The sequence below is a fragment of the Sphingobium xenophagum genome, from assembly GCF_002288285.1.
Lineage (GTDB): Bacteria > Pseudomonadota > Alphaproteobacteria > Sphingomonadales > Sphingomonadaceae > Sphingobium > Sphingobium xenophagum.
The window spans coordinates 1,310,784-1,334,630 of sequence record NZ_CP022745.1 but is presented as its reverse complement, the minus strand read 5'-3'; the positions used below and the strand labels follow the sequence as shown (position 1 = coordinate 1,334,630).

23 protein-coding genes are annotated in these 23,847 nt (G+C 61.2%); 10 read left to right on the top strand and 13 right to left on the bottom strand.

What is annotated here, in order from left to right; genetic code table 11:
* Nucleotides 1–21 precede the first annotated feature (21 nt).
* Complete coding sequence (locus tag CJD35_RS06465; RefSeq protein ID WP_095686950.1) at nucleotides 22–837, top strand: SGNH/GDSL hydrolase family protein; 816 nt, start codon at nucleotides 22–24, stop codon at nucleotides 835–837.
* Nucleotides 838–855: 18 nt separating this feature from the next.
* Here CJD35_RS06465 and CJD35_RS06460 read toward each other — a convergent pair whose 3' ends face one another.
* Nucleotides 856–1,242, bottom strand: coding sequence for a winged helix-turn-helix transcriptional regulator (locus tag CJD35_RS06460; protein ID WP_095686949.1), 387 nt, complete (start codon nucleotides 1,240–1,242; stop codon nucleotides 856–858).
* Between the two features lie 79 nt (nucleotides 1,243–1,321).
* Here CJD35_RS06460 and CJD35_RS06455 point away from each other — a divergent pair, with 79 nt between their 5' ends.
* A complete protein-coding gene (locus tag CJD35_RS06455; protein ID WP_095686948.1) occupies nucleotides 1,322–2,176 on the top strand; it encodes an NAD(P)H-binding protein in 855 nt (284 codons plus the stop codon).
* A 14-nt stretch (nucleotides 2,177–2,190) separates the two neighbouring features.
* On the opposite strand, the gene CJD35_RS06450 is transcribed toward CJD35_RS06455, so the two are convergent.
* A complete protein-coding gene (locus CJD35_RS06450; protein WP_095686947.1) occupies nucleotides 2,191–3,066 on the bottom strand; it encodes a LysR family transcriptional regulator in 876 nt (291 codons plus the stop codon).
* A gap of 193 nt (nucleotides 3,067–3,259) precedes the next feature.
* Between CJD35_RS06450 and CJD35_RS06445 the strand changes: the two genes are divergently transcribed.
* Nucleotides 3,260–5,671, top strand: a complete 2,412-nt coding sequence (locus tag CJD35_RS06445; RefSeq protein WP_244917233.1) for a membrane-bound PQQ-dependent dehydrogenase, glucose/quinate/shikimate family — start codon at nucleotides 3,260–3,262, stop codon at nucleotides 5,669–5,671.
* Nucleotides 5,672–5,803: 132 nt separating this feature from the next.
* On the top strand, nucleotides 5,804–6,328 hold the full coding sequence (gloA, locus tag CJD35_RS06440) for a lactoylglutathione lyase (RefSeq protein WP_095686946.1): 525 nt from the start codon (nucleotides 5,804–5,806) through the stop codon (nucleotides 6,326–6,328).
* A gap of 170 nt (nucleotides 6,329–6,498) precedes the next feature.
* On the opposite strand, the gene CJD35_RS06435 is transcribed toward gloA, so the two are convergent.
* Both CJD35_RS06435 and CJD35_RS06425 read right to left on the bottom strand, forming a co-directional pair.
* Nucleotides 6,499–6,759 (bottom strand): hypothetical protein, encoded by a 261-nt coding sequence (locus tag CJD35_RS06435; RefSeq protein WP_095686945.1) that lies wholly within the window; start codon nucleotides 6,757–6,759, stop codon nucleotides 6,499–6,501.
* Nucleotides 6,760–7,111: 352 nt separating this feature from the next.
* A complete protein-coding gene (locus tag CJD35_RS06425) occupies nucleotides 7,112–7,630 on the bottom strand; it encodes a hypothetical protein (protein ID WP_216628959.1) in 519 nt (172 codons plus the stop codon).
* A 122-nt stretch (nucleotides 7,631–7,752) separates the two neighbouring features.
* Between CJD35_RS06425 and istA the strand changes: the two genes are divergently transcribed.
* Together istA and istB are read left to right on the top strand one after the other, a co-directional pair.
* Nucleotides 7,753–9,267 (top strand): IS21 family transposase, encoded by a 1,515-nt coding sequence (gene istA / locus CJD35_RS06420; RefSeq protein WP_021238707.1) that lies wholly within the window; start codon nucleotides 7,753–7,755, stop codon nucleotides 9,265–9,267.
* Nucleotides 9,254–9,982, top strand: a complete 729-nt coding sequence (gene istB / locus CJD35_RS06415) for an IS21-like element helper ATPase IstB (RefSeq protein WP_031304487.1) — start codon at nucleotides 9,254–9,256, stop codon at nucleotides 9,980–9,982. Before istA ends, istB begins: the two co-directional genes overlap by 14 nt.
* A 110-nt stretch (nucleotides 9,983–10,092) precedes the next feature.
* Here istB and CJD35_RS06410 read toward each other — a convergent pair whose 3' ends face one another.
* The 9 genes from CJD35_RS06410 to CJD35_RS06370 all read right to left on the bottom strand — a co-directional run bounded on the left by CJD35_RS06410 (nucleotide 10,093) and on the right by CJD35_RS06370 (nucleotide 18,883).
* Nucleotides 10,093–11,103, bottom strand: a complete 1,011-nt coding sequence (locus CJD35_RS06410) for a beta/alpha barrel domain-containing protein (protein ID WP_244917232.1) — start codon at nucleotides 11,101–11,103, stop codon at nucleotides 10,093–10,095.
* Nucleotides 11,104–11,153: 50 nt separating this feature from the next.
* Nucleotides 11,154–11,645, bottom strand: coding sequence for an acetyl-CoA carboxylase biotin carboxyl carrier protein (locus tag CJD35_RS06405; protein WP_095686943.1), 492 nt, complete (start codon nucleotides 11,643–11,645; stop codon nucleotides 11,154–11,156).
* 58 nt (nucleotides 11,646–11,703) lie between these two features.
* A complete protein-coding gene (locus tag CJD35_RS06400) occupies nucleotides 11,704–12,834 on the bottom strand; it encodes an acyl-CoA dehydrogenase family protein (RefSeq protein ID WP_095686942.1) in 1,131 nt (376 codons plus the stop codon).
* A 12-nt stretch (nucleotides 12,835–12,846) separates the two neighbouring features.
* A complete protein-coding gene (locus tag CJD35_RS06395) occupies nucleotides 12,847–14,037 on the bottom strand; it encodes an acyl-CoA dehydrogenase (RefSeq protein WP_095686941.1) in 1,191 nt (396 codons plus the stop codon).
* 1 nt (nucleotide 14,038) lies between these two features.
* Nucleotides 14,039–14,836, bottom strand: coding sequence for an enoyl-CoA hydratase/isomerase family protein (locus tag CJD35_RS06390; RefSeq protein WP_244917241.1), 798 nt, complete (start codon nucleotides 14,834–14,836; stop codon nucleotides 14,039–14,041).
* A 9-nt stretch (nucleotides 14,837–14,845) separates the two neighbouring features.
* Nucleotides 14,846–15,583, bottom strand: coding sequence for an N-acyl homoserine lactonase family protein (locus tag CJD35_RS06385; RefSeq protein ID WP_244917231.1), 738 nt, complete (start codon nucleotides 15,581–15,583; stop codon nucleotides 14,846–14,848).
* Between the two features lie 89 nt (nucleotides 15,584–15,672).
* The gene (locus CJD35_RS06380; protein WP_095686939.1) at nucleotides 15,673–16,599 is read right to left on the bottom strand and encodes an OB-fold nucleic acid binding domain-containing protein; all 927 of its coding nucleotides are present in this window, start codon (nucleotides 16,597–16,599) and stop codon (nucleotides 15,673–15,675) included.
* Between the two features lie 11 nt (nucleotides 16,600–16,610).
* Nucleotides 16,611–17,762, bottom strand: coding sequence for a thiolase C-terminal domain-containing protein (locus CJD35_RS06375; protein ID WP_038293005.1), 1,152 nt, complete (start codon nucleotides 17,760–17,762; stop codon nucleotides 16,611–16,613).
* Nucleotides 17,763–17,764: 2 nt separating this feature from the next.
* Nucleotides 17,765–18,883: a thiolase C-terminal domain-containing protein gene (locus CJD35_RS06370; protein WP_167383141.1), complete on the bottom strand. Its 1,119-nt coding sequence runs from the start codon at nucleotides 18,881–18,883 to the stop codon at nucleotides 17,765–17,767.
* A 284-nt stretch (nucleotides 18,884–19,167) separates the two neighbouring features.
* Here CJD35_RS06370 and CJD35_RS06365 point away from each other — a divergent pair, with 284 nt between their 5' ends.
* The 4 genes from CJD35_RS06365 to CJD35_RS06350 are packed head-to-tail and all read left to right on the top strand — an operon-like array spanning nucleotide 19,168 to nucleotide 23,845.
* Nucleotides 19,168–20,229 carry an amidohydrolase family protein gene (locus CJD35_RS06365; RefSeq protein ID WP_244917230.1) on the top strand — a complete coding sequence of 354 codons (1,062 nt, stop codon included), beginning with the start codon at nucleotides 19,168–19,170 and terminating at the stop codon, nucleotides 20,227–20,229.
* The gene (locus CJD35_RS06360) at nucleotides 20,177–21,763 is read left to right on the top strand and encodes a class I adenylate-forming enzyme family protein (RefSeq protein ID WP_244917229.1); all 1,587 of its coding nucleotides are present in this window, start codon (nucleotides 20,177–20,179) and stop codon (nucleotides 21,761–21,763) included. Before CJD35_RS06365 ends, CJD35_RS06360 begins: the two co-directional genes overlap by 53 nt.
* Nucleotides 21,760–22,650 carry an alpha/beta fold hydrolase gene (locus CJD35_RS06355; protein WP_216628957.1) on the top strand — a complete coding sequence of 297 codons (891 nt, stop codon included), beginning with the start codon at nucleotides 21,760–21,762 and terminating at the stop codon, nucleotides 22,648–22,650. Before CJD35_RS06360 ends, CJD35_RS06355 begins: the two co-directional genes overlap by 4 nt.
* Nucleotides 22,643–23,845: an acetyl-CoA C-acyltransferase gene (locus CJD35_RS06350; RefSeq protein WP_095686936.1), complete on the top strand. Its 1,203-nt coding sequence runs from the start codon at nucleotides 22,643–22,645 to the stop codon at nucleotides 23,843–23,845. The genes CJD35_RS06355 and CJD35_RS06350 overlap by 8 nt, the downstream gene beginning before the upstream one ends.
* Nucleotides 23,846–23,847 lie beyond the last annotated feature (2 nt).

Below are 23,847 nucleotides of genomic sequence, written 5' to 3'. Positions count from 1 at the left end.
CCCTCATGATCCGGAAAAACGATGTCCGACTATTCTCCCGAATTGCTGCTTCTGGTCCGTCTGGTCGAACCCGGGAAATTGCTGCCGCCTCTCCCCGGAGCGGGGCACGTCCTGGCAACGCTCCTCGGGATGTCGCCGCAGGATTTGGCGCAAATCGACAAGCATATCGATCAGCTGTTGGATGCCGCCGCGGCCGCCCTTCTCGCACAAGACGGCATCCAGAACGCGGTAAACCGTTTGTCGTCCTACGGTCCCTCAAGCATGGCGGCGATTGGCGACAGCCTGACAGCGGACCGCTTGGGATGGTTTGCCTTGCTTGCGCGGGTCTGCTCACTCGGTGGCGGTATGGCAACATTCGTCAATGCCGCCTGCGCGGGCGAAACCAGCGTCCAGTTGATCCCGCGCGTTCCGGCGCTCCTCGCGACGCCAGTTCCGCTTATCCTGTGCATGGCGCCCGGCAATGATGCGCGGCGCTTCGGTCGCCCGGATGCGTCGCCGCAGATTTCCGGTGAAGAAACGTCGCGCGCACTCGCGATGGTGCGCGAGGAATGCCTCACCGCGGGCCGCGACGTCCTGCTTATAACACCGCCCGGCATCGATTCGGTGCGAGCCGCCGCCAGTCCCTTCTGGGCATCCATGGCGACTTTCTGGGACCAGGGGAATCTGGACCATGTTTGCCAGGCAACTTTGTCCCTGGATGCAGATGCAATCGACCTGCGTACAATATTGGTTGGGGAGCCGGCCTACCGGGAAGCCGATGGCCTGCACACGACTTTGGCGGGCGCTTCGCAAATCGTGCGGTCCGTACTGCCCCGGCTGGCCGCACGCTATTCGTAGCGGAGTGGCAGCGCCGTGTCAGGGCTCCTGGGCAGGACCGATCATCGCGGGCAGACGATCCTCGATCCAGTCCGCCAGAGCCTCCACGCGGGCAGCCGCTTCCTCGCCCAGAGCGGTCAGCGTATATTCGACATGGGGCGGAACCACGGGGAAGCTCTCCCGCAGGACGAGACCATGGCTTTCGAGTTGCTGGAGGGTCTGGGCCAGCATCCTTTCGCTGACCCCGTTTACCTTGCGCCGCAAAGCGCTGAACCGCAACGTGCCGGGCCGCAGGGCGATAAGCGTCAGCACCCCCCAACTGCTGGTCACATGTTTGAGGACCGTGCGCGACGGGCAGCGGGGCTCGAACAGGTCCCCGCGCTCCATACGGTCGGCCAGCCTGCCCGACGTGCGCTCCAGCAACATACTTACCTCTTTGTGCGTACTTACTAAGCGTAAGTTAGGGTCCTATCTAAGGCTCCGCAATGATTGACGGAGATATTCCATGTACGCAGTCACCGGAGCATCGGGCCAACTTGGCCGCCTCGTTATCGACGCGCTTCTCGCGACGGTCGAACCCGGTGCGATTGTCGCCCTGGTCCGCGACCCGGCGAAACTCGCCGATCTGGAGAGCCGCGGCGTTCATGTTCGCGCGTTTGATTATGGCAAAGCCGACACGCTCGTGCCGGCTCTCGATGGGGTGAAGCGGCTGCTGCTGATCTCTTCGAGCGAAGTCGGCCAGCGCGAGGCGCAACACCGCGCCGTGATCGCGGCGGCCAAGGCGGCCGGCGTGGGCTTCCTCGCCTACACCAGCATCCTCCATGCCGACAGCAACTCGCTGGACTTGGCCGTCGAGCATCGCGCGACGGAAGCAGCCATCACCCAGAGCGGGCTTCCTCATGCCCTTCTACGCAACGGCTGGTATATCGAAAATTTCACGATGAATGCCGGTGCTGAGGTCGAACATGGCGCTGTGATGGGCAGCGCAGGGGCCGGCCGCATTTCGGCAGCGACACGGGCTGACTATGCCGCTGCGGCGGCGGCCGTTTTGACGGGGCCGATCAGCGGCAGCCAAATCTATGAACTGGCTGGCGATGAGAGCTTCACCTTGTCCGACTATGCTGCCGCGCTTGCAGCCGCAAGCGGGAAGCCGGTCGTCTATATGGACATGCCGCAAGCCGACTTCTGCGGGGCTCTGGAAGGGATAGGCGTTCCCGCGCCTTGGCCAGCCATTCTTTCGGAAACAAGCGCGAAGATAGCGCTGGACGTTCTGTACGATGACGGGCGAGCACTGAATACCCTTATCGGCCGGCCAACGACGTCGCTTGCCGAGGGGGTGAAGTCCGCCCTCGCGGAATAAGGCGGTACGTGTGCCTAAGGGCTGATCGCATCGATCAGTTTCTTGGCTGGACCGAATGTGTCGCCGACCCTGCTCACGACAAGAAGGTCCGATGCGGGCAGGGGATCGGCGATCGGCACGTAGCGAACGCCGGGATGTCGCAACAAGGACAGTATCTGCGGCAAAGGGGCGATGCCCAGTCCGATCGCCACCATCGCCAGTACTGTCATGGTATTGTCGGACGCGAAGGCGATGCGGGGAGAATGGCCGGCAAGATCGCGCAGCACCGAAGATGCGTTGCGCCCCCCCTGATCGGCCGCGTACATGATGAAATTCTCGCCATCCAGATCGGCGAAGCGAATGGTCGCCTGATCCGCGAGACGATGCTGTGATCCCATGGCCATTACCCATGGCCAGCTATCCACCTTCCGCGTCTGGAGTCTGCTGTCGACCTCAAAGCCGAGGGCGGGTTGCAGGCCGACGTCCAGTTCCCGACCCAGAATCGCTTCGATCTGCTTCGATGCGATCTGTTCCGTCATTTCGAGAACGGCATTGGGATGGTGCGCGCGGAAGTGCTGCAATGCGCTTGTCACCTTTTCCGAAAGCATAGCATTGCCGGTCATGCCGATGCGCACAGTGCCGCTACGCCCGGCAACATAGTCGCCGGCGATTATGCGGGCGTGGCTGAACTGGGCAAGCGTCTGCTGCACCTGGGGGAGCAGCATGCGCCCGAACGGTGTCAGTTCCACGCGTCGGGTCGTGCGATCGAACAGTTTGCCACCCAGGTCAATTTCGAGGTCGCGGATCTGCTTGCTCAAGGCAGGCTGAGCGATCCGCAGCCTTTCTGCTGCACGGCTGAAACTGCCTTCACGCGCGAGAGTGTCGAAATAGCGAAAGTGGCGGATATCCATACCTCCGCTTATTCCACATGAGTATAAATCTAGGCAATTTATATCTTGGACACGCCCTAAATTTCCGCCCTATGCGGCGCGCAAGCGCGACATCCGCGCATCGAACAGCGCCGACCCGACGGCACGCAGACGGACTTGAAAAAGCAGCAGTTCGCCAGCTGCCGGACCGTCTGCGCGCATCAAGGAGGTCTCGGTGGGTTCCATCGGCAAGTCATGGCCCGCTCCGCGCATCGCGAGCGTCACTCTCGGGCTCATAGTCGGTCTTTTCGGCGCAGCGCTTGCGCTTGGAGGCGGCTATCTTCTGACATTGGGGGGCAGCGCTTACTTCCTGCTCATGGGCCTTGCCCTGCTGGCTTCGAGTCTTTTGCTTATCCGGCGTCGTCGCGCTGGCGCCTGGGTCTATGGCGCCGCCTTTCTCGCAACGATCGTCTGGTCCATTTTCGAGGCCGGTTTCGCCTTCTGGCCGCTCGTATCGCGACTATTTGCTTTCGCTGTCCTGGGCATCCTGATCGGCCTGCTCTATCCTTGGCTGGGCGAGACTGTTGCCGGGAGAAGAAAGAAGCGTTCGGCCTGGGCGGTTGCGGGCATGCTCGCCCTCTGCGTCACGGCTGCCGCGGCTTACAGCTTTGTCCCTGTTTCGATCGTCGAAGCGACGGACAATCCCCCAATCATCCCTGCGGCAAACAGCATGCAGAAGGACTGGCGCTTCTGGGGCAATGATGCCGCCGGCACACGCTTTGCGGCGCTTGATCAGATCGATCGGACCAATGTCGGGCAACTGGATGTGGCCTGGACCTTCCACACCGGCGACATCGCGAAAAGCGACGGCTTTGGCGCCGAGGATCAAAACACCCCGCTTCAGATTGGCGATACGCTCTATGTCTGCACGCCTTATAACAAGGTGATCGCAGTAGATGGAGATAGCGGGCGCGAACTTTGGCGCTACGACTCGCAAACGGCAGTCCACGAGTGGCAGCGTTGCCGGGGACTAGGCTATTTCGATGCTACAGCCGACGGTCTGACGAATCAGGCTGATCCCGCGCGGCAGATGTCATCGCCGGGCGATTGCTCACGCCGACTGTTCATGACCACCATGGACGGCCGGTTAATCGCGCTGGACAAGGACAGCGGCAAGCTGTGCGCGGGCTTTGGCAAGAATGGCATTGTCGATTTGCGCGTGGACATGGGTCAGCCCAAGATCGGATTCTACACCCCCACTTCCGCGCCACTGGTCGCTGGCAACAAGGTCATCGTCGCCGGCCGTATCACCGATAATCATTCAACCGGCGAGCCGGGCGGCGTGATCCGGGCATTTGACGTTCGAACCGGCACGTTGGTCTGGGCTATGGATCCAGATAACGCCAAGACCACCAAGCGACCAGAGCCCGGCGCGGTCTATACGCGTGGGACGCCCAACGTCTGGTCGACGATGGCCTATGATCCGCAGCTTGACATGATCTACATGCCGACCGGGAATGCGACACCAGATTTCTTCGGCGGACATCGCACCGCGCAGGACGAAGCCTACGCCTCGTCGATTGTGGCGCTGAGCGGCGCAACCGGGCGTGTCCAGTGGACATTTCAGACAGTACATCACGATGTCTGGGATTATGATGTTCCGGCGCAGCCGACCCTGACGGACGTCCCTGACGGAAAGGGCAGAAAGGTTCCGGCACTGGTTCAAGTCACGAAGACGGGGCAGATTTTCCTTCTGAACCGCGTTACCGGCAAGCCTATCGCTGACGTGGTTGAGAAAGCCGTCCCCCGCGGCGATGTGCCGGGCGAGCGCTATGCGCCGACCCAGCCCTTCTCGGTCGGTATGCCCTCGATCGGAACGGCCGATCTGCGCGAATCGGACATGTGGGGGGCGACTCCGGTGGACCAAATGCTGTGCCGGATTATGTTCAAGAAGATGATCTATCACGGCAAATTCACCGCACCTTCGCTCAAAGGGCCCGCGCTGCAATGGCCGGGCGCGCTTGGAGGGATGAACTGGGGCAGCGCTTCGGTCGATCCGACCAGTGGCTATCTCTTCGTGAACGACATGCGGCTGGGTTATTGGACTCAGTTGATCCCGCGCAACAAGGTGCCCGCAGATGCTGGTGGTGTGGAGACTGGCGTAATGTCGCAGTTCGGCACGCCCTATGGCGCTTCGCACGGAATGCTGATGACGGCCCTTGGCGTGCCCTGCCAAAAGCCACCCTACGGGACCATGACGGCAATCAATCTCGCAACCCGGAAGATCGCCTGGCAAGTGCCGATGGGAACGCTCAAGGATACCGGACCAATGGGTGTGGCAATGCATCTGCCGATTCCTGTCGGCATGCCCACGCTAGGTGGCTCTATCGCTACCCAGTCGGGTCTGCTTTTCTTCGCAGGGACCCAGGACAATTATCTGCGGGCTATGGATAGCCGTACCGGGAAGACTATCTGGAAAGGACGACTGCCCATTGGGAGTCAAGCCACGCCAATGACCTATATCTCTCCAAAAACGGGGCGTCAGTATGTCGTCATCGTAGCGGGTGGCGCACGGCAATCGCCAAAGAGGGGCGATCAAGTCATAGCCTACGCGCTTCCGAAAGCAGCCGCCGAACCGGCGAAATAGGGAGCGTCTCGTGTCGATGCATTGTTTGGACGGAAGACCTCCCTGCCGCTCCGCCGGCGCTTCGTTGCGATGCTGTCCGTCCGCGCTGATCGACGATATCCACTCTTGTCTTATCTTTCTTGAGGCCAGCCGATGAACAGACCGCGTGGAACCGAAGACTTTGTTCTCAATCAAACCATGTTGAGAATCCGGAGGCCCGAAGCGTCCATACCATTCTATTGTGACGTGCTGGGAATGTCCCTTCTCCAGCGGATCGACTTTGAGGAAATGCGCTTCTCGCTCTATTTTCTGGCCTATCTGGCAGAGGGAGAATGTGTTCCGGCTGATCCGGCGGAGCGAGCCCGATATATATTCCGGCGCGAGACGACGCTTGAACTCACCCACAATTGGGGAACCGAAGACGACGAAAGTTTTGCAGGCTATCATAACGGGAATCATGAGCCACGCGGCTTTGGTCATCTGGGTATCAGCGTACCCGACGTAAACGAAGCTTGCGCACGATTCGAAGCACTGGGGGTGACATTTGTAAAGAAGCCGCAGGATGGCCGGATGAAGGATCTGGCGTTCATTGCGGATCCGGATGGCTATTGGATCGAAATCTTATCACCCGAGCCGATGGTGCGGATCATTGAAAGTCAGAATGAGATTGTCGGCTAATCTAACCTACGGCTGACGATTCCGCTTCGACAGTACGAGAGATCGAAGGTCGCGATCTGCATGTCTTCACCCTATCTGCAGGCTGTTGTCGGGCATATGGAGTGCCAGACTAGATCGGCCGCTTTGTTTCGCGCCCGTTCGATGCAGCCCTACCCTTCGGGTGAGCGTTGCTACCTTCCGATCAGCAGCATGGTGACGCTGTCGATCAGTGTCAGCTTCGCGAGTGGGATCAGAGCCATCTGGAAGCTGCCAGTCTGATTTTCGATATAGCCCAGCACAGATGTAGCGCTGCCCGTGCCGAGATGGGCGATGGTGTTGATCGCCGCAACGCCGACGGTGGACCATGCTAGGCGGCAGGGTTTTGGTTGACAGCGCCCAGATCGACTCTTGATCGTGTCATTGCCGAGCAGCTCCAGTGTCAACAGCATCATGGTGACGACCAACGACCCGGCCAGCAGCGTTGCGAACAGGCTGGCGGAGGTGAGAGCGAGGGGATGGCCGTCGACAATATGCGCTCACCGATCTTGTCGGCGATCCGGCCCCACAAGATTATGAAGGCGGCCACGATGCCGAACGCGATCATGGCGAGAAAACTCGTTTTCTCAGGTAGTGAGTCCGAAGGATCTAAGAATCTGCGCCCGCCAGATCGACAGGGCGTTGCCGAGGCTGCGCTCCGGCGGAGCCCGGCGATACAGATAACTTGCTAAGACAGAAAAGCCGCGAGTACCCCAAGAGATACACGCGGCTTTTCTCGATACGCTAAAATTCAGGGAAATCGCGCGGTCAACTTTTCCGGCGAAGGTTGACGTTCAGTCCTGAAGACTGGATCTCCACGACCGGCATTGTGGCCACGGTCATCAGCTTGCGCACCTGCTCCAGTTCGGGCGACGAGAGCAGCGGATAGTCACGCCGTACCGGTCCTGCCGCACGCATCTTGTCGATGTCCGCTTGCGGCACGGTCGCGCGCATGATGAGCTCATCCTCGTCCTGCGTCTCATACTGCTTTTTAAGATCTTCCAGGCTGGGATCGGCCGGAGGATTGTCGAGAACCTCCTTTGCCCGAGCGCTTGCCATGATGCGATCCATCACGTCAGGGTCGACCGGGGCGACCGTTTCGCCGTAGAAGCCGGCAGCATATTGAACAACCTCGTCCGGGACCGTGCCATAGCGCTCGCCGGTGACAATGTTGAGAACCGCCTGAATGCCGACCAACTGGCTGAATGGCGTGGCCATGCCGGGATAACCCAGATCCTTGCGCACCGCAGCCACCTCCGCGAGCACGTCGGGCAGACGATCCATCATGCGGTGCTGAGGATCAGCGTGCAATAGGCACCCCCTTCGTGGGGTGATCGGCGTGCAAAAAGGACCCCTTCATCCCGGGGATTTAGTCGGCCGACTGGTTTTGATCAGTTGGCGAGAACGGGATGTTGATCGTGGAGACAGTGGTTCGGATTCGGCGTGAGCATGCAGCGGGTAAGGCGATCAAGGCGATCGCTCGTGACCTTCGTTTGTCGCGGAAGGTCGTCCGCAAAGCGATCCGGTCGCCGGAGGCGGCGTTCAACTATCAGCGCAAAGTCCAGCCGCTGCCGCGGATCGGTCCTTATCAGGATCGTCTCGATGCGCTGCTTGAGGAGAACGAAGGTCGCGGCCGCCGCGATCGGCTACGGATGACGCGTATCCATGACCTGCTGGTGCGCGAGGGGTTCGATGGATCCTATGATGCGGTGCGCCGCTATGCGGCGCGCTGGCGTGCTGCGCGGCGGAAGGATGCTGGCGAAGGCGCACCGGCGTTCATCCCGATGACCTTCCAGCCGGGTGAGGCCTACCAGTTCGACTGGAGCCACGAGGATGTGGAGATCGCCGGCAAGCCGATGCGGGTGAAGGTGGCGCATATGCGTCTCTGCGACTCGCGCGCACCCTATGTCCGGGCCTATCCGCGCGAGGGCCAGGAGATGCTGTTCGATGCCCATGCCCGGGCGTTCGCGTTCTTCGGCGGTGTGCCGCGACGCGGTATCTACGATAATATGAAGACGGCGGTGACGGCCGTGTTCACCGGCAAGGAGCGTGTGTTCAACCGCCGCTTCCTGATCATGACCGATCATTACATGGTCGAGCCGACCGCCTGCTCGCCGGCGGCGGGATGGGAGAAGGGCCAGGTCGAGCAGCAGGTCCAGACAATCCGAGGCCGCTTCTTCCAGCCGCGGCTCCGGTTCGCCAGCCTGGCCGAGCTCAACGGGTGGCTGGAGGCCGAGTGCCGGCGCTGGGCCGAGCATCATGCCCATCCCGAACGCGGGGATATTACCGTCGCCGAGGCGCTGGATATGGAGCGACCGGCCCTGCAGCCGATCCTGGCACCGTTCGACGGCTTCCATGAGAGCGAGCATGCCGTCACCGGCACCTGCCTCATCAGCTTCGATCGCAACCGCTACTCGGTCATGTCGACGGCCGCACGCCGGACCGTTCAGGTGCGCTCCTATGCCGATCGCATCGTCATACGCTGCGGCGATGCGATCGTCGGGGAGCATGAGCGCCACTTCGGTCGGAACCGCACGATATACGATCCCTGGCATTATCTGCCGGTCCTCGCGCACAAGCCCGGCGCGCTGCGTAACGGCGCACCGTTCCAGGACTGGGATCTGCCGCCCGCCCTGCACCGATTACGGCGAAGGCTCGGCACCGGGGACGAGGCCGATCGCAGGTTCGTGCGGGTCCTCTCGGCGGTGCTCACCGATGGCCTGGAGCCGGTAGAGGCTGCCGTGCGCGAAGCGTTGGCGAACGGAACGGCCAGCGACGAGCTGATCCTCAACATCCTCTCCCGGCGCCGCGAGCCGGCGACACCCCACAGCATCGTCACTTCGGAAGACCGGATGCTGCAGCATCCTCCGCTCGCCGACTGTGCCCGCTATGATCTGCTGCGAGGCTATGATGCAGCGGCATGATATGATCGACACGATGCGCGGCCTCGGACTCAAGGGCATGGCGGCGGCGTTCGACGAGGCGGTCACCACCGGCCTCCAGCGCAAGCGCACCACCATGGAGATACTGACCGACCTGCTCCGTGCTGAGGCGACCCACCGGGATGCAGCCTCCATCCGCTATCGGATGACGGCTGCGAGGCTGCCCGTGGTGAAGGACCTGGAGCGGTTCAGCTTCGAGGGCACACCGATCAATGAGGAGATGATCCGCTCCCTTCACGATGGCTCCTTCCTCCCGCCTCGCCGCAATATCGTGCTGGTCGGCGGCACGGGGACAGGCAAGACCCACCTCGCCATCGCGATCACCGCCAATGTCGTGCGAAGGGGCGCTCGCGCCCGCTACTTCAACACCGTCGATCTGGTGACACGCCTCGAAGAGGAGACCCGGATCGGCAAAGGCGGGACCCTGGCGGCGCAGCTGTCGCGGCTCGACCTGATCGTTCTCGACGAGCTCGGTTATCTGCCGTTCGCCCGCTCGGGAGGGCAGTTGCTGTTCCACCTCATCAGCAAGCTTTATGAGCGGACCAGCGTCATCATCACCACGAACCTCGCCTTCGGCGAATGGCCGACCGTGTTCGGCGATCCCAAGATGACCACGGCGCTGCTCGACCGCGTCACCCACCACTGCGATATCGTCGAGACGGGCAACGACAGCTGGCGCTTCAAAAACCGCAGCTGACAGCCACCTTCGGCGCCTTCAAAAATCTATCTTGCGCTGCGCGCGCCTCCGGTCGGGCTACGCCCGCCCTCCGCCGCACGCAGCGCAAGGCCATCTTCAACAAACCAGCATCATATTATCTGAAAAGGGGGTCCCTCTTCGACGCCGATCGGGGTCCCTTTTGAACGCCGTTTGACAATGCGGTGCATTTCGAGCTGCGCCTTGAACGTGCCCATCATGCCGCCCGGAATCTGATGCTCGATCGAAAAGACATCATACTCGGCATATTGATCGACCAGGAAGCCTGCTGCCTTCCCAACGCTGCGGAAATGATCGGCCACCGGCTGGAACAGGCTGGTGTCGAGCGAATGGCTGTGCCCTTTCAACTCGATGTTGCGCACCATCGTTTCCGTCGCCGGTACGGAGGGACCGTTCGCCATCGGTTTGCTGGCAGTGTGCAGCACGGACACGCCCAGATCGACCGCATCCAGATAGGCTTTGGCAGTCTGGCCAAGCAGATTGTTCGCATGGAATTCTATCGGCTTTCCGTTCGCCGCTGCGACGATGCCGGGCAGCAACGTTTGCAGCCGCTCCTTTTCCAGCACGCCGGCAGTGTCGTAGAGCAGGATGGAATCGACGTCCGGACTGGCCGCCAATATCCGCACCTTCTCCGCATAATAAGCGTCGGTATGCACCGGCGAGAGGGCGAACATGATCGCTGCCGCGACCTTGGCGTCGGCCTCCTTCGCCACTTTTGCGAGGCGAAGCATATTCTCGAAACCGAAGAGGACGTCATAAATCCAGAAGGATCGAACACCATGCGCGCACAGGCGGCGGACCCACAGGTCCATCAGCGCACGCGGACTGACGCTGAAGGTCACGTTCGCGTTGGCTCGCAAGCCCGCCCGAAGGGGCGTTTGGGGCATAGACTTGACTAGCAGATCAAGCCCTTCCCAGTAATTCTCCTGGCAGTAACGGGTCAGCACGTCGAGCATGCCGCCGCCTGTGAGATCAATCGTCGTGAAGCCGGTCCGATCGAGCAGGGGCGATACGGGCAGCGCCATGCCGGCGCGCATGCGCAGACCCCACAGGCTCTGCTGGCCGTCACGCATGGTTTCGTCGAGAAATTCAATATGAGCCATTTGCCATCCACTCCCAGCCGCGCCCGCCAAATGGCGAGCTTCCGGCTTCATCAATCCTGTTGAATATACAGCAGCACCTGACCGCCCTCGACGAGCGCCGCATCGGCCGCCGCGATGCTCTTGACCGTTCCGGCTACGCCGGCCTTGACCGAGGTGAACAGCTTCATGACTTCGATCAGGCACACTTCCGTGTCCGCTTCGACATGTTGCCCCACCTCGACGAAAGCCGGCGAACCGGGCTTTGGCGAGCGATAAAAAGTGCCGAGATTGGGTGCCGTGACCGCCTTCCAGGAAGGGTCAATGGCGCTCGGCGTATCCACCGCAGCCGGAGAAGCTGGGGCGGTAACTGCAGCAGCAGGCACGGCGCTTGGCGAAGGAGCAAGCGGGACGGGCCCCACTGACTGCCCACCTATCGGTGCCGTCGCGGGATCATTCGAAAGCAAGAGGCTTATGCCCTGACTTTCAATCCGTACTTCCTGCCAGCCCCCCGTTTTGAAGAGTTCAGCCAGTAGTTCGATATCTCGTGCAAGCTGGTCGCTCATGTCCGTGTCACACCATTTCCTTTGCCGTCATCCTAGACCCTCTTGCGGTCGCCGACTGTCAGGCAGCGTCCCGACGCTGTTCGGTCGTAGCGGTACGGGCAGAGAGGGTATCGCTGATGACGCGCTCATAATGCCACGTCTGGCTGCCGAAACCATGTTCGAGAACCTTGTTGCGACGCAGAAACCGGTGCAAACCTAGCTCCCATGTGAAGCCCATCCCTCCATGGAGCTGGATGGTCTCATTACAGACCTGACGCGCGACGTCCCCACAATAGGCTTTGGCCATCGAACTCGCCTTGGACCGATCCGGCGCGTTTTCTGCAACCGCCCAAAATGCGTAATAGACCGCGGAACGACCGGCCTCGATCGCGACCGCCATGTCGGCGCAGCGATGCTTTATCGACTGAAATGCGCCGATCGGCTGTCCGAACTGCACACGCGTCTTGGCATAGTCGACGGCAGTATCGAGCATACGCCCCGCGATACCCATCATCATGCCGGCATTGAGCGTAGCGCCCACATCCATGAGCCGGGCAACTGCCTGTGCGGCATCCTTGTGGCCGATGATGGCGATGTCTGCCAAAGGCGCTCCTTCGAGGATCAACTCGCAATGGCCGTTGGACGGGTCGATATCCTGATGAGGCCGCAGCGCGACGCCGCCCGCATTGTGATCGACGATGACCAATCCCGGCTTGCCGTCCACAAGCGCCAACACAAGGAACATGTCGGCTTCGGCACCGTCAGCCACCAATATCTTGCGACCGGTTACGCCATTTCCGCCAACTACCGTGGTGATATCTGCAGGATCATACCCTACGCCCGCTTCCTGGATCGCCAAGGCAATCCGGGCCGTCCCGGCAGCAATTCTCGGAAGCCAGCTTTCCTTCTGGGCGGAAGTCCCGAAACGCACGATCAGGTCCGTCGCGACCAGCGTCGATGCGACGGAGGTCGGGGCGAGGCTTGCCCCCAGCGCCTCGATCGCAAGGGCGATATCAACAAGCGACAGCCCGACGCCGCCGTCAGCCTCCGGCACCAGCAGCGAAAAAAGTCCCAACTCAGCCAGAGCAGTCCAAGCGGAGGGGTCGCGCGCCTCGGCCGGATCCGGAGCGGTCAGTGCAGGGAAGTCACCCAGCATTTGAGCGACTGTGTCACCCAGGCTCTTCTGTTCTTCGTCGAAACCGAAATTCATGGCCGTGGCCCCTTACCGTGGCAAGCCGAGCATGCGCTCGCCGATGATGTTGCGTTGGATTTCGGACGAACCCGAGTAGATGGTGAAAGCCTTGGATTGCAGATAACTCAGCTGGAACCGACCCCCGGCGGCCGAAAGGGGATCGCCGCCGGAAATGGGAGCAGCCGGCCCCAACGCATCCATTGCGTTTTCGTACATCCTCTGAGCGGCATGGCTCCAGTAGAGCTTGATGATCGAGGCATCCGGACCGCGATCTTCACCGTTCAGATATTTGCTGAAAGTACGCAGCGCATTGAGGCGCATGACCTCCACTTCGGTAATCGACTGGGCCAGTTTCTGGCGCGTCGCCGGATCATCGAGACTGCGGCCACGGCCCTCGTCCTCGCCGTCCAGCGTTTCAAGAAGCTTGTCGAGTTCCTGCTTGAAACGTACCTGACGCGCCAGGCCATCCTCTGGACCGCGCTCATAGGCCAGCGTGGTCATCGCGATGCGCCAGCCGTCGTTGATGTCGCCAACAATATTCTCGGCCGGCACCTCGACATCGTCGAAGAACGTCTCGTTAAACTCGCATTCGCCCGAAATCTGCCGCAGGGGACGGATCGATATGCCCGGCGACTTCATATCGATCAGGAGGAAGCTGAGGCCTTTATGCTTCGGCGCGTCCGGGTCGGTTCGCACCAGCGCAAAACACCAGTGCGAATATTGGGCATAGCTGGTCCAGATTTTCTGACCGTTGACGATGAACTTGTCGCCGCGACGCTCGGCCTTTGTCCGCACGGACGCAAGGTCGGACCCGGCGTTCGGCTCGGAAAAGCCCTGGCACCATACTTCCTCGGAAGACATGATGGATGGCAGAAAGCGTTTCTTCTGTTCTTCGGTGCCGTGATGCAGGATCGTCGGCCCGGCGAGGTTGTGCCCGATGATGTTGATGCCCTCAGGCGCGCGGGCGCGGGCCATTTCCTCGGCGAAAATGGCTCGCTCGACCAGAGTTGCGCCACGGCCACCATATTCGGTCGGCCAATTGATGCCGCTCCAGCCTCCCGAATGCAGCTTCTTTTCCCAATCAAGGCGAAACATCGCCCTTTCATCTTCATCTTCGGGCTCGAATACCGTCTCCCCCCAGCCCTCGGGCAAAGCATCTGCAAGCCAATCCCGCAGGTCGGCGCGAAACTGGGTCTCGGCGGGGGTATAGGTGAAGTCCATCTCAGCCTCGGGCAGCAGCGGCTGCGAAATCGGGGGTGCGCTTCTCGCGAAACGCCTTCACGCCCTCTTCATATTCGGGCGTCAGATAGGCCACGGTCTGTGCATAGCTTTCATATTCCAGCATCTGATCGATCGTGGAATTGCTCGCCTTGTTCAGAAGCGTTTTCGTCATGCCAATGGCCGTAGGCGAGCCTGCCGTTATCTTCGCGGCGATGGCACGCGCCTCGGCCAGCAACTGATCGTGCGGCACGACATGATTGACGATGCCGAGCGTGTGGGCTTCCTGCGCCGAAACCTTGCGCGCGGTGAAGCAGAGTTCCTTGGCCTTGTTGATACCGATCACCCGGCCAAGAAGGTAAAGGCCGCCCAGGTCGGGCACCAGGCCGACACGGGCGAACGCCTGAATGAAACTGGCATTTTCGCTGGCCACGATGAAATCGCAGGCAAGTGCGATGTTGAAGCCCGCTCCCGCAGCGGCGCCGTTCACCGCAGCGATCACCGGCTTCTCGATGCGAAAAAGCGGTTCCAAGATGTCCTTGAGAATCCAACGGTGCCGCGCACGCCGCTGAAGCGGCGTCATATCGTCCTTGCGCGCTTTCAAATCCGCGCCTGCGCAAAAACCGCGCCCCGCGCCCGTGAGGATGATGCAGCCGACACCCGGATCGGCCGAGACCTTCCCGAGAAGATCCTGCAGTTCCTGATAGAGTTCGTCCGTCGTCGCATTCATCGCGTCGGGCCGATTGAGCGTGATGGTCGCGATCCTGTCGCTGACATCGTAAAGCAGGGTCTGGTACGTCATGGTCACCTCTCAGGGCGTTTCTGTTTCGAACGGGTGATGGGCGATGTCGCCCTCGGTAGATTCAGGAATGGCGAACCACTGCTCCGGAACCTGGACAGGTATGCGGAAGTCATGCGCAGGGATGACGATGTCGCTGTTGTCCAGCACGCGTCGCATCGCAGCCTGCCACACGCGTTCGCTTTCGCTGCGGATATTCCCCGTGAGGAACGCGCCCGCGAGCGACCGCTGCGGACGGTCGGTAGCGCGCGGGTCGTCAGGGAACCAATAGCGATAGTGATCGCCCAGATCCGACGCGATGGCGGCCAACCCCTTCTCGGTGGATATGACCGGAACCTGCATGCCTTCGGTATGACTGGGCACGCTCAGAAGTCGGAAGCCGGGAAGGAGGTCGGCGTCGCCCTCCAGCAGCCGCAGCTGGAGCGGCTTCTTGCGCGCCATCAGATTGTCGATGGTCGACCGCCAGTAATAGATGCGTTGCGAAGGCACCGGATCGATCGCCGCCAGCAGCTCAGCGCGTTGCACAACGACGCAGGCATCTGGGAAAAGATCGAGATTATCAGCGTGGTCGAAATGCATGTGCGTGAGGACAACATAATGGATGTCCTCGGGAGCGAGCCCTTCCTTGGCCAGTTCTTCGCGCAGGGCTTGATGTCCACCCCGAGCGCCTTTCACCTTCAACCTCTTCGTGATCGTGGCGACTTCGGCCATCCCGCTGTCGACCAGGATGTTCACGCCGTCGCCACGCACCAGCCAGCAATGGATAGGATCACGCATGATGCCAGCGCCATGCGGCAGATGCAGTTCGCCGATCCGCAGGGATGTGATCCGATAGTGGGTCACTCGTCGATGACCTCGAAGCGCTCGATGTCGGACACGCGACCCTTGCGTTCGCCCTGGGTCCACACAGCGCGGACGCGGGTGCCCGGCTTGATCTTCTCCTTGGCTTCTTCCAAGCTGTCGATCTCGATCACATGGATCATGCGCGTCGATGCGCCGTCCAGCACGATCTCCGCATAGACATAGGGGACCTTGCGGGTCTGGCCGTAGACTTCCATGTTGATGATGGAACAGCCACGGATGGTCCCGGTATCGGCGCACGCCTTCCAGGTGCCGGTCCGTGTGTGGGCGACATCGTCTATCTCGCGCGGGGGAAGCAGCGCGACGTCGCTGCCGGGCGAACGCACGCCCATGAAGCGGCCATTTTCCCGGATCTCGTCGAACATGCGACCGTAATAGGGGCCATATGCATGTTCATAATCGAGCTTCATCGCATAGGGGATCACGCCCAGAGGCTCTTCTGTCGCCGCCAGCGGCTTGACCGTGCCGACCGGTGCATCTGGCGCAACCCGGAAGCCCTTGATCGCCAGCACCGACTGTTCGACGCCGTCGTCCCATTCCGCTTCGACCCGCTGGCCGATGGACAGGTCGTCCAGTTCGGCCAGAACCCGGTGCGGAAAGTCATTGTCGCAGCCGTCGAGGCGGATGAAGCCGATGACCTGGCCATCGACGCGGGTAAAAGCCGTCAGAACGCCGGTATGCGGCGCCTCGACAAAGGCTTCGGGTTCCTCCCCGCCGACGGAGGAGAAATCCTGCGCAGGCGCGACGACCTGGCCCGAAGCGAAGCGCGAGGCGATGATCCGGCGGTTCTTGACCTCCGCCAGAAAAGTGCCCGCCGCCCGGCCGGGCGTCAGCGTATAGGGCAGGTTGATCTCGCTGTGGAAGGTCGGCAGGTCGATCGGATAGCTGTCCGGTGCGGAAAACATTATGTCTCTCCTTATGCGCTCAGAACGGCGCAACCGCGCAGATTGGCCCAGCCACCGCCCGATTGAACGAGGGCGGTCTTGGCGTCCTTGATCTGGTGACTTTCATTCTTGCCCATGACCTGCGTCGCCGCCTCGATCAGACGAATGACGCCGACTGCACCGATGGGATTTGCCCCCATGCAGCCGCCCGACGGGTTCACCGGAATGTCACCGTCGAGCTGCGTTGCGCCTGACGCCATCAGATCGGCTGCCTGTCCGGGAGGACACAGCCCAAGGCTCTCATAATAGTTGAGTTCAAAGCAGCTATAGGGCTCCTGCACCTCCACGACGTCGAACTGGCGGCGCGGGTTGGTGATGCCGGCGGCGCGATAGACCTGGCGGCTGGCGATCGCCAGCGGCTCGGACAGCATCAGCGATCTTTCGGGCGCATTGTCCGCCTCGCAGCAATAGGCCATGCCACGGATCCAGGCCGGACGGCTGGTCGAATGATGCGCCATCTTTTCCGAGGACAGAACGATCGCGGCGGCGCCATCGGAAATGGGCGGCACGTCGAGCAGCTTGATTGGCCAGCAAAGCGGTTTGGAATTGAGGACGTCCTCGACCGTGACTTCCTTCTTCACATGCGCATAGGGATTGGCGATCGCATTTTTGCGGTTCTTCGCAGCGACCATTGCCGCCGCTTCCTCGGTATGACCGAGAACATCCATGCGCGCGCGCCAGTAGGCTGCCGAAAAGCCCATGATGCCGACCGCAAACTCCCGGCCCCAGAAGGGATCGTAAAGCGTGGAGATCGAATATTGCAGCTGCCCTTCGGACAGCTTGTCATAAGCGACTACCAGGGTACGCTCGGAAAATCCGCCCGCGACCTGATAGTAGCCGGCCAGCGCGCCTGCGAAGCCGGCGCCGCCGCCGCTGGTCAGACGGACTACGGATTTGCCCTGTGCGCCGATCGCATCGACCACCCACTTTTCCGGCTGGTTCACTGCGGCAAACAGCACCGGGCCGGTAGCAACGACGACGGTGTCGATATCCTCCATGCTCAGCTTGGCATCAGCGAGCGCGCGATCCACTGCTTCGCGGACAAGACCTGCCTGGCTGACATCGGTCCGACGGCGCGAATGATGGGTCTGCCCGACCCCTACAATTCCAACATGACGACCCATGATCAAACCTCGAGAGTGAAGACGCAGTTGTTCTGCATGCCGACGCCGCCGGCGCCGTGGACGATTGCGCGGCTCGGCGTGCCGCCGCCGAACAATTCAGGCTGGCTCAGCTGACGGCTCGCTTCCGCGAGCCGAACAAGCCCCGTTGCCATAATCGGATCGGCCGGCAGCGCACCGCCCGAACGGTTGATCGCAACCTTGCCATCACGTGCCGCTGCCAGGCCCTTGCCTGCTTGCGCGAGGCCCAGCGCCTCGATCGCCAACAGTTCGCCAACGACCGACGACCCGCTGACTTCGGCCAGATCCACATCCGGAGACGTCCAACCCGCGTTGCGATATGCCATCGCCGCGGCCTTCGCTGCGGAAGACAGCGTGCCGGCTTCGCGCACGGCGACGCTATGGGTGTCCATCGACGTGCCCATGCCCGTAATGAAGGCCGGGTTGCGGCTGGTGCGGCGGGCGATATCCTCGCGAGCGATCAGGATGGCGACAGCACCATCCACCGGTCGCGCGAACATCAGGTCGGTGAGCGGTGCAGCGCCTTCCCGGGCGCTCAGGATCGCGTCGGCATCGGGCAGATCGTCGATCAACACCTTGCCGGAAGCCGCCGCAGCGGCCCAGCGATCGGCAACCAAGTCAGCGAGATCGCGCGTCGAAACGCCGCTATCGGCGAGGTAGCGTTGCGCCTGAATGCCGTTGGCCGCGCGCTGCCCGAAACCGACCGGGCGCTGATAAAAGGGCTCCGCCTGGGCGTTCCAGTAGAGATCCACATTGGATTCCGAAGGCTTGGAATAGGCGACGATCAGACCGACCGAAGCGGAGCCCGAGCGGATCTTGTTTACGCCATAGAGTGCGGCCCACAGGCCATCCTCTTCGACCCGGGCCTCTTCCTTGTGATGGGCGCCGAGCGCACCCAGGAATCCGCAGTTGGAGATGGAGCGACCGTCGAGCACGTCGCTACCGGAGTCGATGATGAAATCCACATCATCGATGGTCAGTCCGGACCCTTTGAACACCGACGTGACCACCGAAGAGATCAGATCGATATGCTGCGCGTTATTCCAGGCAGGTCGAAATTCCGTTTGGGCGGTCGCAACGACGCCCACCTTGCTCAAGCCCATCAGTGCTTCCTCATCCTTGTGCAGTTTGCGCAACCGCTCGGTTGGGGAACCTCCCCTCCCGATGGAACCGGTTCATCCACCGCCCTCGTTGGCACTTACTTATTGGCAGCCGAAACATGTTGTCAAAGGAAATCGACGAACCATCGGATTTTTGTTGGACGCTGAAGTTCGCGTTTTTCCCGGAATGCACCGAAATCAGGAGTTGAAAATCCAAGCTTGCATTTTCTCTTTATCCGAAACATTCTCGGATCAACGAAACAGGAGAGGTTGTCGTGGGACTCGATGTGAGCGGTCGCTATCGCTATCCACCCCCAGCGCCGGCTTGGCTGGCGCAGCGCGTGGAAGAGGTTATCGATCCGGCCCTGCCGATCGTGGACGCGCACCATCATCTTTGGGATGAAGGTGGCCACCCCTATCTGCTTGAAGAGATGCTCGAGGACGCTGGCGATGGACACCATATCGTTGCGACCGTCTTCGTGCAGGCGCATTATGGCTATCATACCTCCGGCCCGGTGCAGTTGGCACCGGTTGGCGAAACAGAAAAAGTCGCCGCAATCAGTGACGCGGCGCGCCGCCTTGGTGCATCGACCGAAATTGCCGCGGGTATCGTCGCTCATGCCGATCTGACGCTGGGTGATCGGGTTGACGAAGTTCTGGAAGCACATGCCGCCGCCGCCGGTGGGCGCTTACGGGGGATACGCCATAGTGTGTCGAGAGACCCCAATTTTCCCGATGGGATCGTCATCAGACCGGCTCCGGCCCAGTTGCTCGCTGACCCGAGCTACCGCGCTGGCCTAGCTCGAATTGAGGCATTCGGCTTGTCCTATGACGCGATGCTTTATCATCGTCAGATACCCGAACTGACCGTACTCGCCTACGCGATGCCGCATCTCCCGATAGTCCTAGATCACATCGGCTGCATCATCGGCGTCGGGCCATATGCAGGCCGGGAGGACGAAACTTATCGGATGTGGATCGGCGATATGACCGAGTTGGCGCGTTGTCCGAATGTTTCGGTCAAGCTGGGTGGACTCGGCATGATCGTATGCGGTGCGCAGTGGCATGAACAGGCTTTGCCGCCGACGTCCACGGATCTGGCCGAGTCCTGGCGGCCATATATCGAGGCGTGCATCGACCTTTTCGGAGCGGATCGATGCATGTTCGAAAGCAATTTCCCTGTCGATAAGGGCATGTACTCGTACCGCACGGGCTGGAATGCCTTCAAGCGGCTGACGAGCGGTGCCAGCACCGACGAGAAGGAAGCGCTCTTTTCGCGTACGGCGGCGCGAGTCTATGGGCTGGACATCGCTACGATGGCCGCTGTTGCGGTGCAGGCGCATGGCTAATCGTGCGAACCATGTTTTCGACCGCGCACGGGAATGCCCCGACAAAACCGCGATCATATTCGGCGATCAGCAGATCAGCTTTGGCGATCTGGCGCGGCAAACCAAGGCGTTGGCGGGCGGACTCATCTCGGCCGGTATCGAACGCGGAATGCACGTCGGCATCCTGATACCGAGTTGCCCGGATTTCATCCTCGTCGAGCAGGCGCTGTTCGCCATTGGCGCTGTCATCACGCCTCTGAACATCTCCTATCGACCCGGCGAGATCGCTCATGCGGTCGAGACCTGCAATCTCGCCTTCGTGATTTCGACATCGATGCTATTGGCGCCTCTTGATGGCAGCGCGATGCCCAGTTCGCTTATATCGTTCATATCGATCGACTCAGGCGGAACTGACGGGACGATCCTGTCGCTCCCCGCTCTGACAACCGCATCCCAACCAGTAGTGGAGCCGGTCGAGGTCGTGGCAACCGATCTCGCGATGCTGTTGCTCACCAGCGCGACTACAGGCAAGGCAAAAGGTGTCATGCTTTCTGCCGGAAATCTGGCGGATAATTACGACCGCACGCCGCAATGGCTGGGTCTTGACGGCACGTCCACGATCCTCTGCGCCTTGCCCCTCTACAACACTTTCGGGCTGAACCAGTGTATCAACGCCATGTTGGTGACCGGAGCGACCATGGTGCTCCTGCCGCGGTTCGATGCAGGAACGTGCATCGCCGCCATCAATGCGCATCGTTGCACGTTCCTGCCTGGCGTCCCCACGATGTTGCAAAAGATTATCGATCACCCCGATGCATGCAGCGAAACGCTATCGTCCATCACGCGAATCATGACGGGGGGTGCGCCGGTGCCGGCTCCACTCCTTCGCCACGTTCTCGACATCGCGCCTAGCGCAGAAGTCCTGACCGGCTATGGACTGACGGAAGGCACTGCGTTGGTCACCTTGACTACTGTTCGATTGGGTGACGACGGCGAGGTCGAACATGGCCGCACAATCGGCCGCGTCTTGGACGGCATGACGCTGAAGGTCATGGATGAAACCGGGCAGTTGCTTCCAGCCGGGACTGTTGGGGAATTCGTCATTCGCGGCCCGAACGTCATGCAAGGCTATTATCAGGCAGCGGAGGACACAGCCACGGCTCTTGCTGACGGCTGGTTACACAGTGGCGACGTTGGTTATCTGGATTACGATGGCCGCGCCTATATTGTCGATCGGCTCAAAGACGTCATCATCAGGGGAGGGCAGAACATATATCCTGCCGACATAGAGGAAGTCCTCTACGCAGTTGCAGGTGTCGCCGAAGTCGCGGTGGTCGGCGCCCATGACGATCTGATGGGAGAAGTGCCGATCGCTTTCGTGGCTTTTCGGCCAGGATGTGAGGTCGAAATTTCAGTGCTCGCCGACCGATGCACAACCCAATTGGCATCTTATAAGCGCCCGTCACATATTTATGTTCTCAACGAGTTGCCCAAGGGGCCGACCGGCAAGATCCTTCGGCGCGCGCTCAAGCAGACGGCTCTGGCAGACGCATGATCGAGCCTCGATCGGAAACTTTGGCCATCCAGGGCAGTCGCCGCCATGTCTGCATCTGGGGTAATCCCGATGCACCAACAGTGCTGCTCGTTCACGGCTTGCTCGACCACGCCCGCAACTGGGACTGGGTTGCCAGCGTGCTGAGTGACCGATTTCATGTGGTTGCGCCGGACTTGCGAGGACATGGCGATAGCGACTGGACCGGTCCCGCCAGCTACACGCTCGCCAACCACGTCATGGACCTTGCAGACATTGTCACGGCACTAGATCTCTCCGACATCAGCTTGATAGGCCATTCCCTCGGCGGGCAACTCGCCCTCCGGCTGGCTGCCTGCTACCCTGAACGGATCGCGGCACTGTGCGTGATCGAAGGCATTGAGCTTCCGATTGTTCGAGAACATCGCAAGGTCGCTGAAGCCTACCCCGTCAGGCTTCGCCGATGGATCGAAGGCCAGCAACAAAACCGGCAGCGATCGCCGCGCACATACGCATCGCTCGACGAGGCCGAATTGCGCATGAAAGAGCTTAATCCCGGCATCGACACGGAGACGATCGCGCATCTGGTCCGCTACGGCGTGATCCACCGCGCAGAAGGCGGCTTCAGTTGGAAATATGACGACGCCTGTCGGCAGCGGGCGCCCGAAGATGCGCATGGATTGGATCTGGACGACATATTGTCCGCGATCCGCTGTCCGACACTGCTCGCTTATGGGGAAGCGAGTTGGATTCCGCTACCGCCGGCCGAACGGCTCGCGCGCATAGCCAATCACAGCCTCATCACCTTTCCGGAGGCGAGCCACTGGCTGCACCATCAAAAGCGCGACGCCTTCCTCGCCGCGCTGACCACTTTTCTGCAAACCTCTTTTGAAAGATCTAGCCATGCGTGAAGCCGCAATTGTCGCAACCGCCCGAACGCCTGTCGCCAAAGCCGGCCGCGGCGCATTCAATGACACAGATGCGCCCGCGCTCGCCGCGCATGCGGTCAATGCGGCGATCGAACGTGCCGGGATCGATCCTGACCGCATCGAAGACGTCATCTTCGGCGCGGGATCACAATGGGGTGACCAGGGGTTCAACATCGGGCGCACCACTGTCTTCGCTGCCGGTCTGTCCGACTCGATACCAGGCGCCTCGGTGGACCGCAAATGCGCCGGCGGTTTGACCGCCCTCGCGTTCGCCGCGCGCGGCATTATCGCGGGAGACATGGACGTGGCGGTTGCGGGTGGTGTCGAATCGATTACCCACACGCGAGACTACGCGCCTACCCACCGTGCGCGCCCCGCAGCCGTTCTCGACCGCAAGCCGCACGCCTATATGGCGATGATCGAAACCGCGGAGATCGTGGCCGATCGCTACGGCATCAGCCGCGAAGCTCAGGACGAGATCGCAGCCATCAGCCACCAGCGTGCCGCCGCTGCCGTTGCGGCGGGGCGCTTTTCGGCAGAAATCGCGCCGATCACGGTCACTAAAAACGTCATCGAGAAGGATGGCAGCATCTCCGGGACGGAGACCCTTACCCTCTCCGTCGATGAAGGCATTCGCGCCGATACGACGGCCGAAGGTCTCGCCCGCCTCAAGCCGGTCTGGCGCGATGGGCAGATCGTCAAGGAAGGCCGATTCGTCACGGCTGGCAACGCCAGCCAGCTCTCTGACGGTGCGTCTGCTCAGATTGTCATGGACCGGGCTACGGCGCAGGCAGAAGGTCGCGATATTTTGGGGATCTATCGTGGTTTCCAGTCGGCCGGCTGTCCGCCCGAGGAAATGGGGATCGGCCCCATCTTCGCCATTCCCAAGCTTCTCGACCGGGCTGGCCTCAAGGTCGAGGATATTGGCCTGTGGGAGATCAACGAGGCGTTCGCGAGCCAATATCTCTATTGTCGCGATTTCCTGGGGATCGACCCGGAGAAGATCAACGTCAATGGCGGCGGCATAGCCCTTGGCCATCCCTTCGGCATGACGGGCAGCCGTATTGCCGGGCATGCCCTGATCGAGGCCCGACGGCGCGGCGTTCGGTGGGCAGTGGTCTCCATGTGCGTCGCGGGCGGCATGGGATCGGCGGGTCTGTTCGAGATACCGGCATGAGG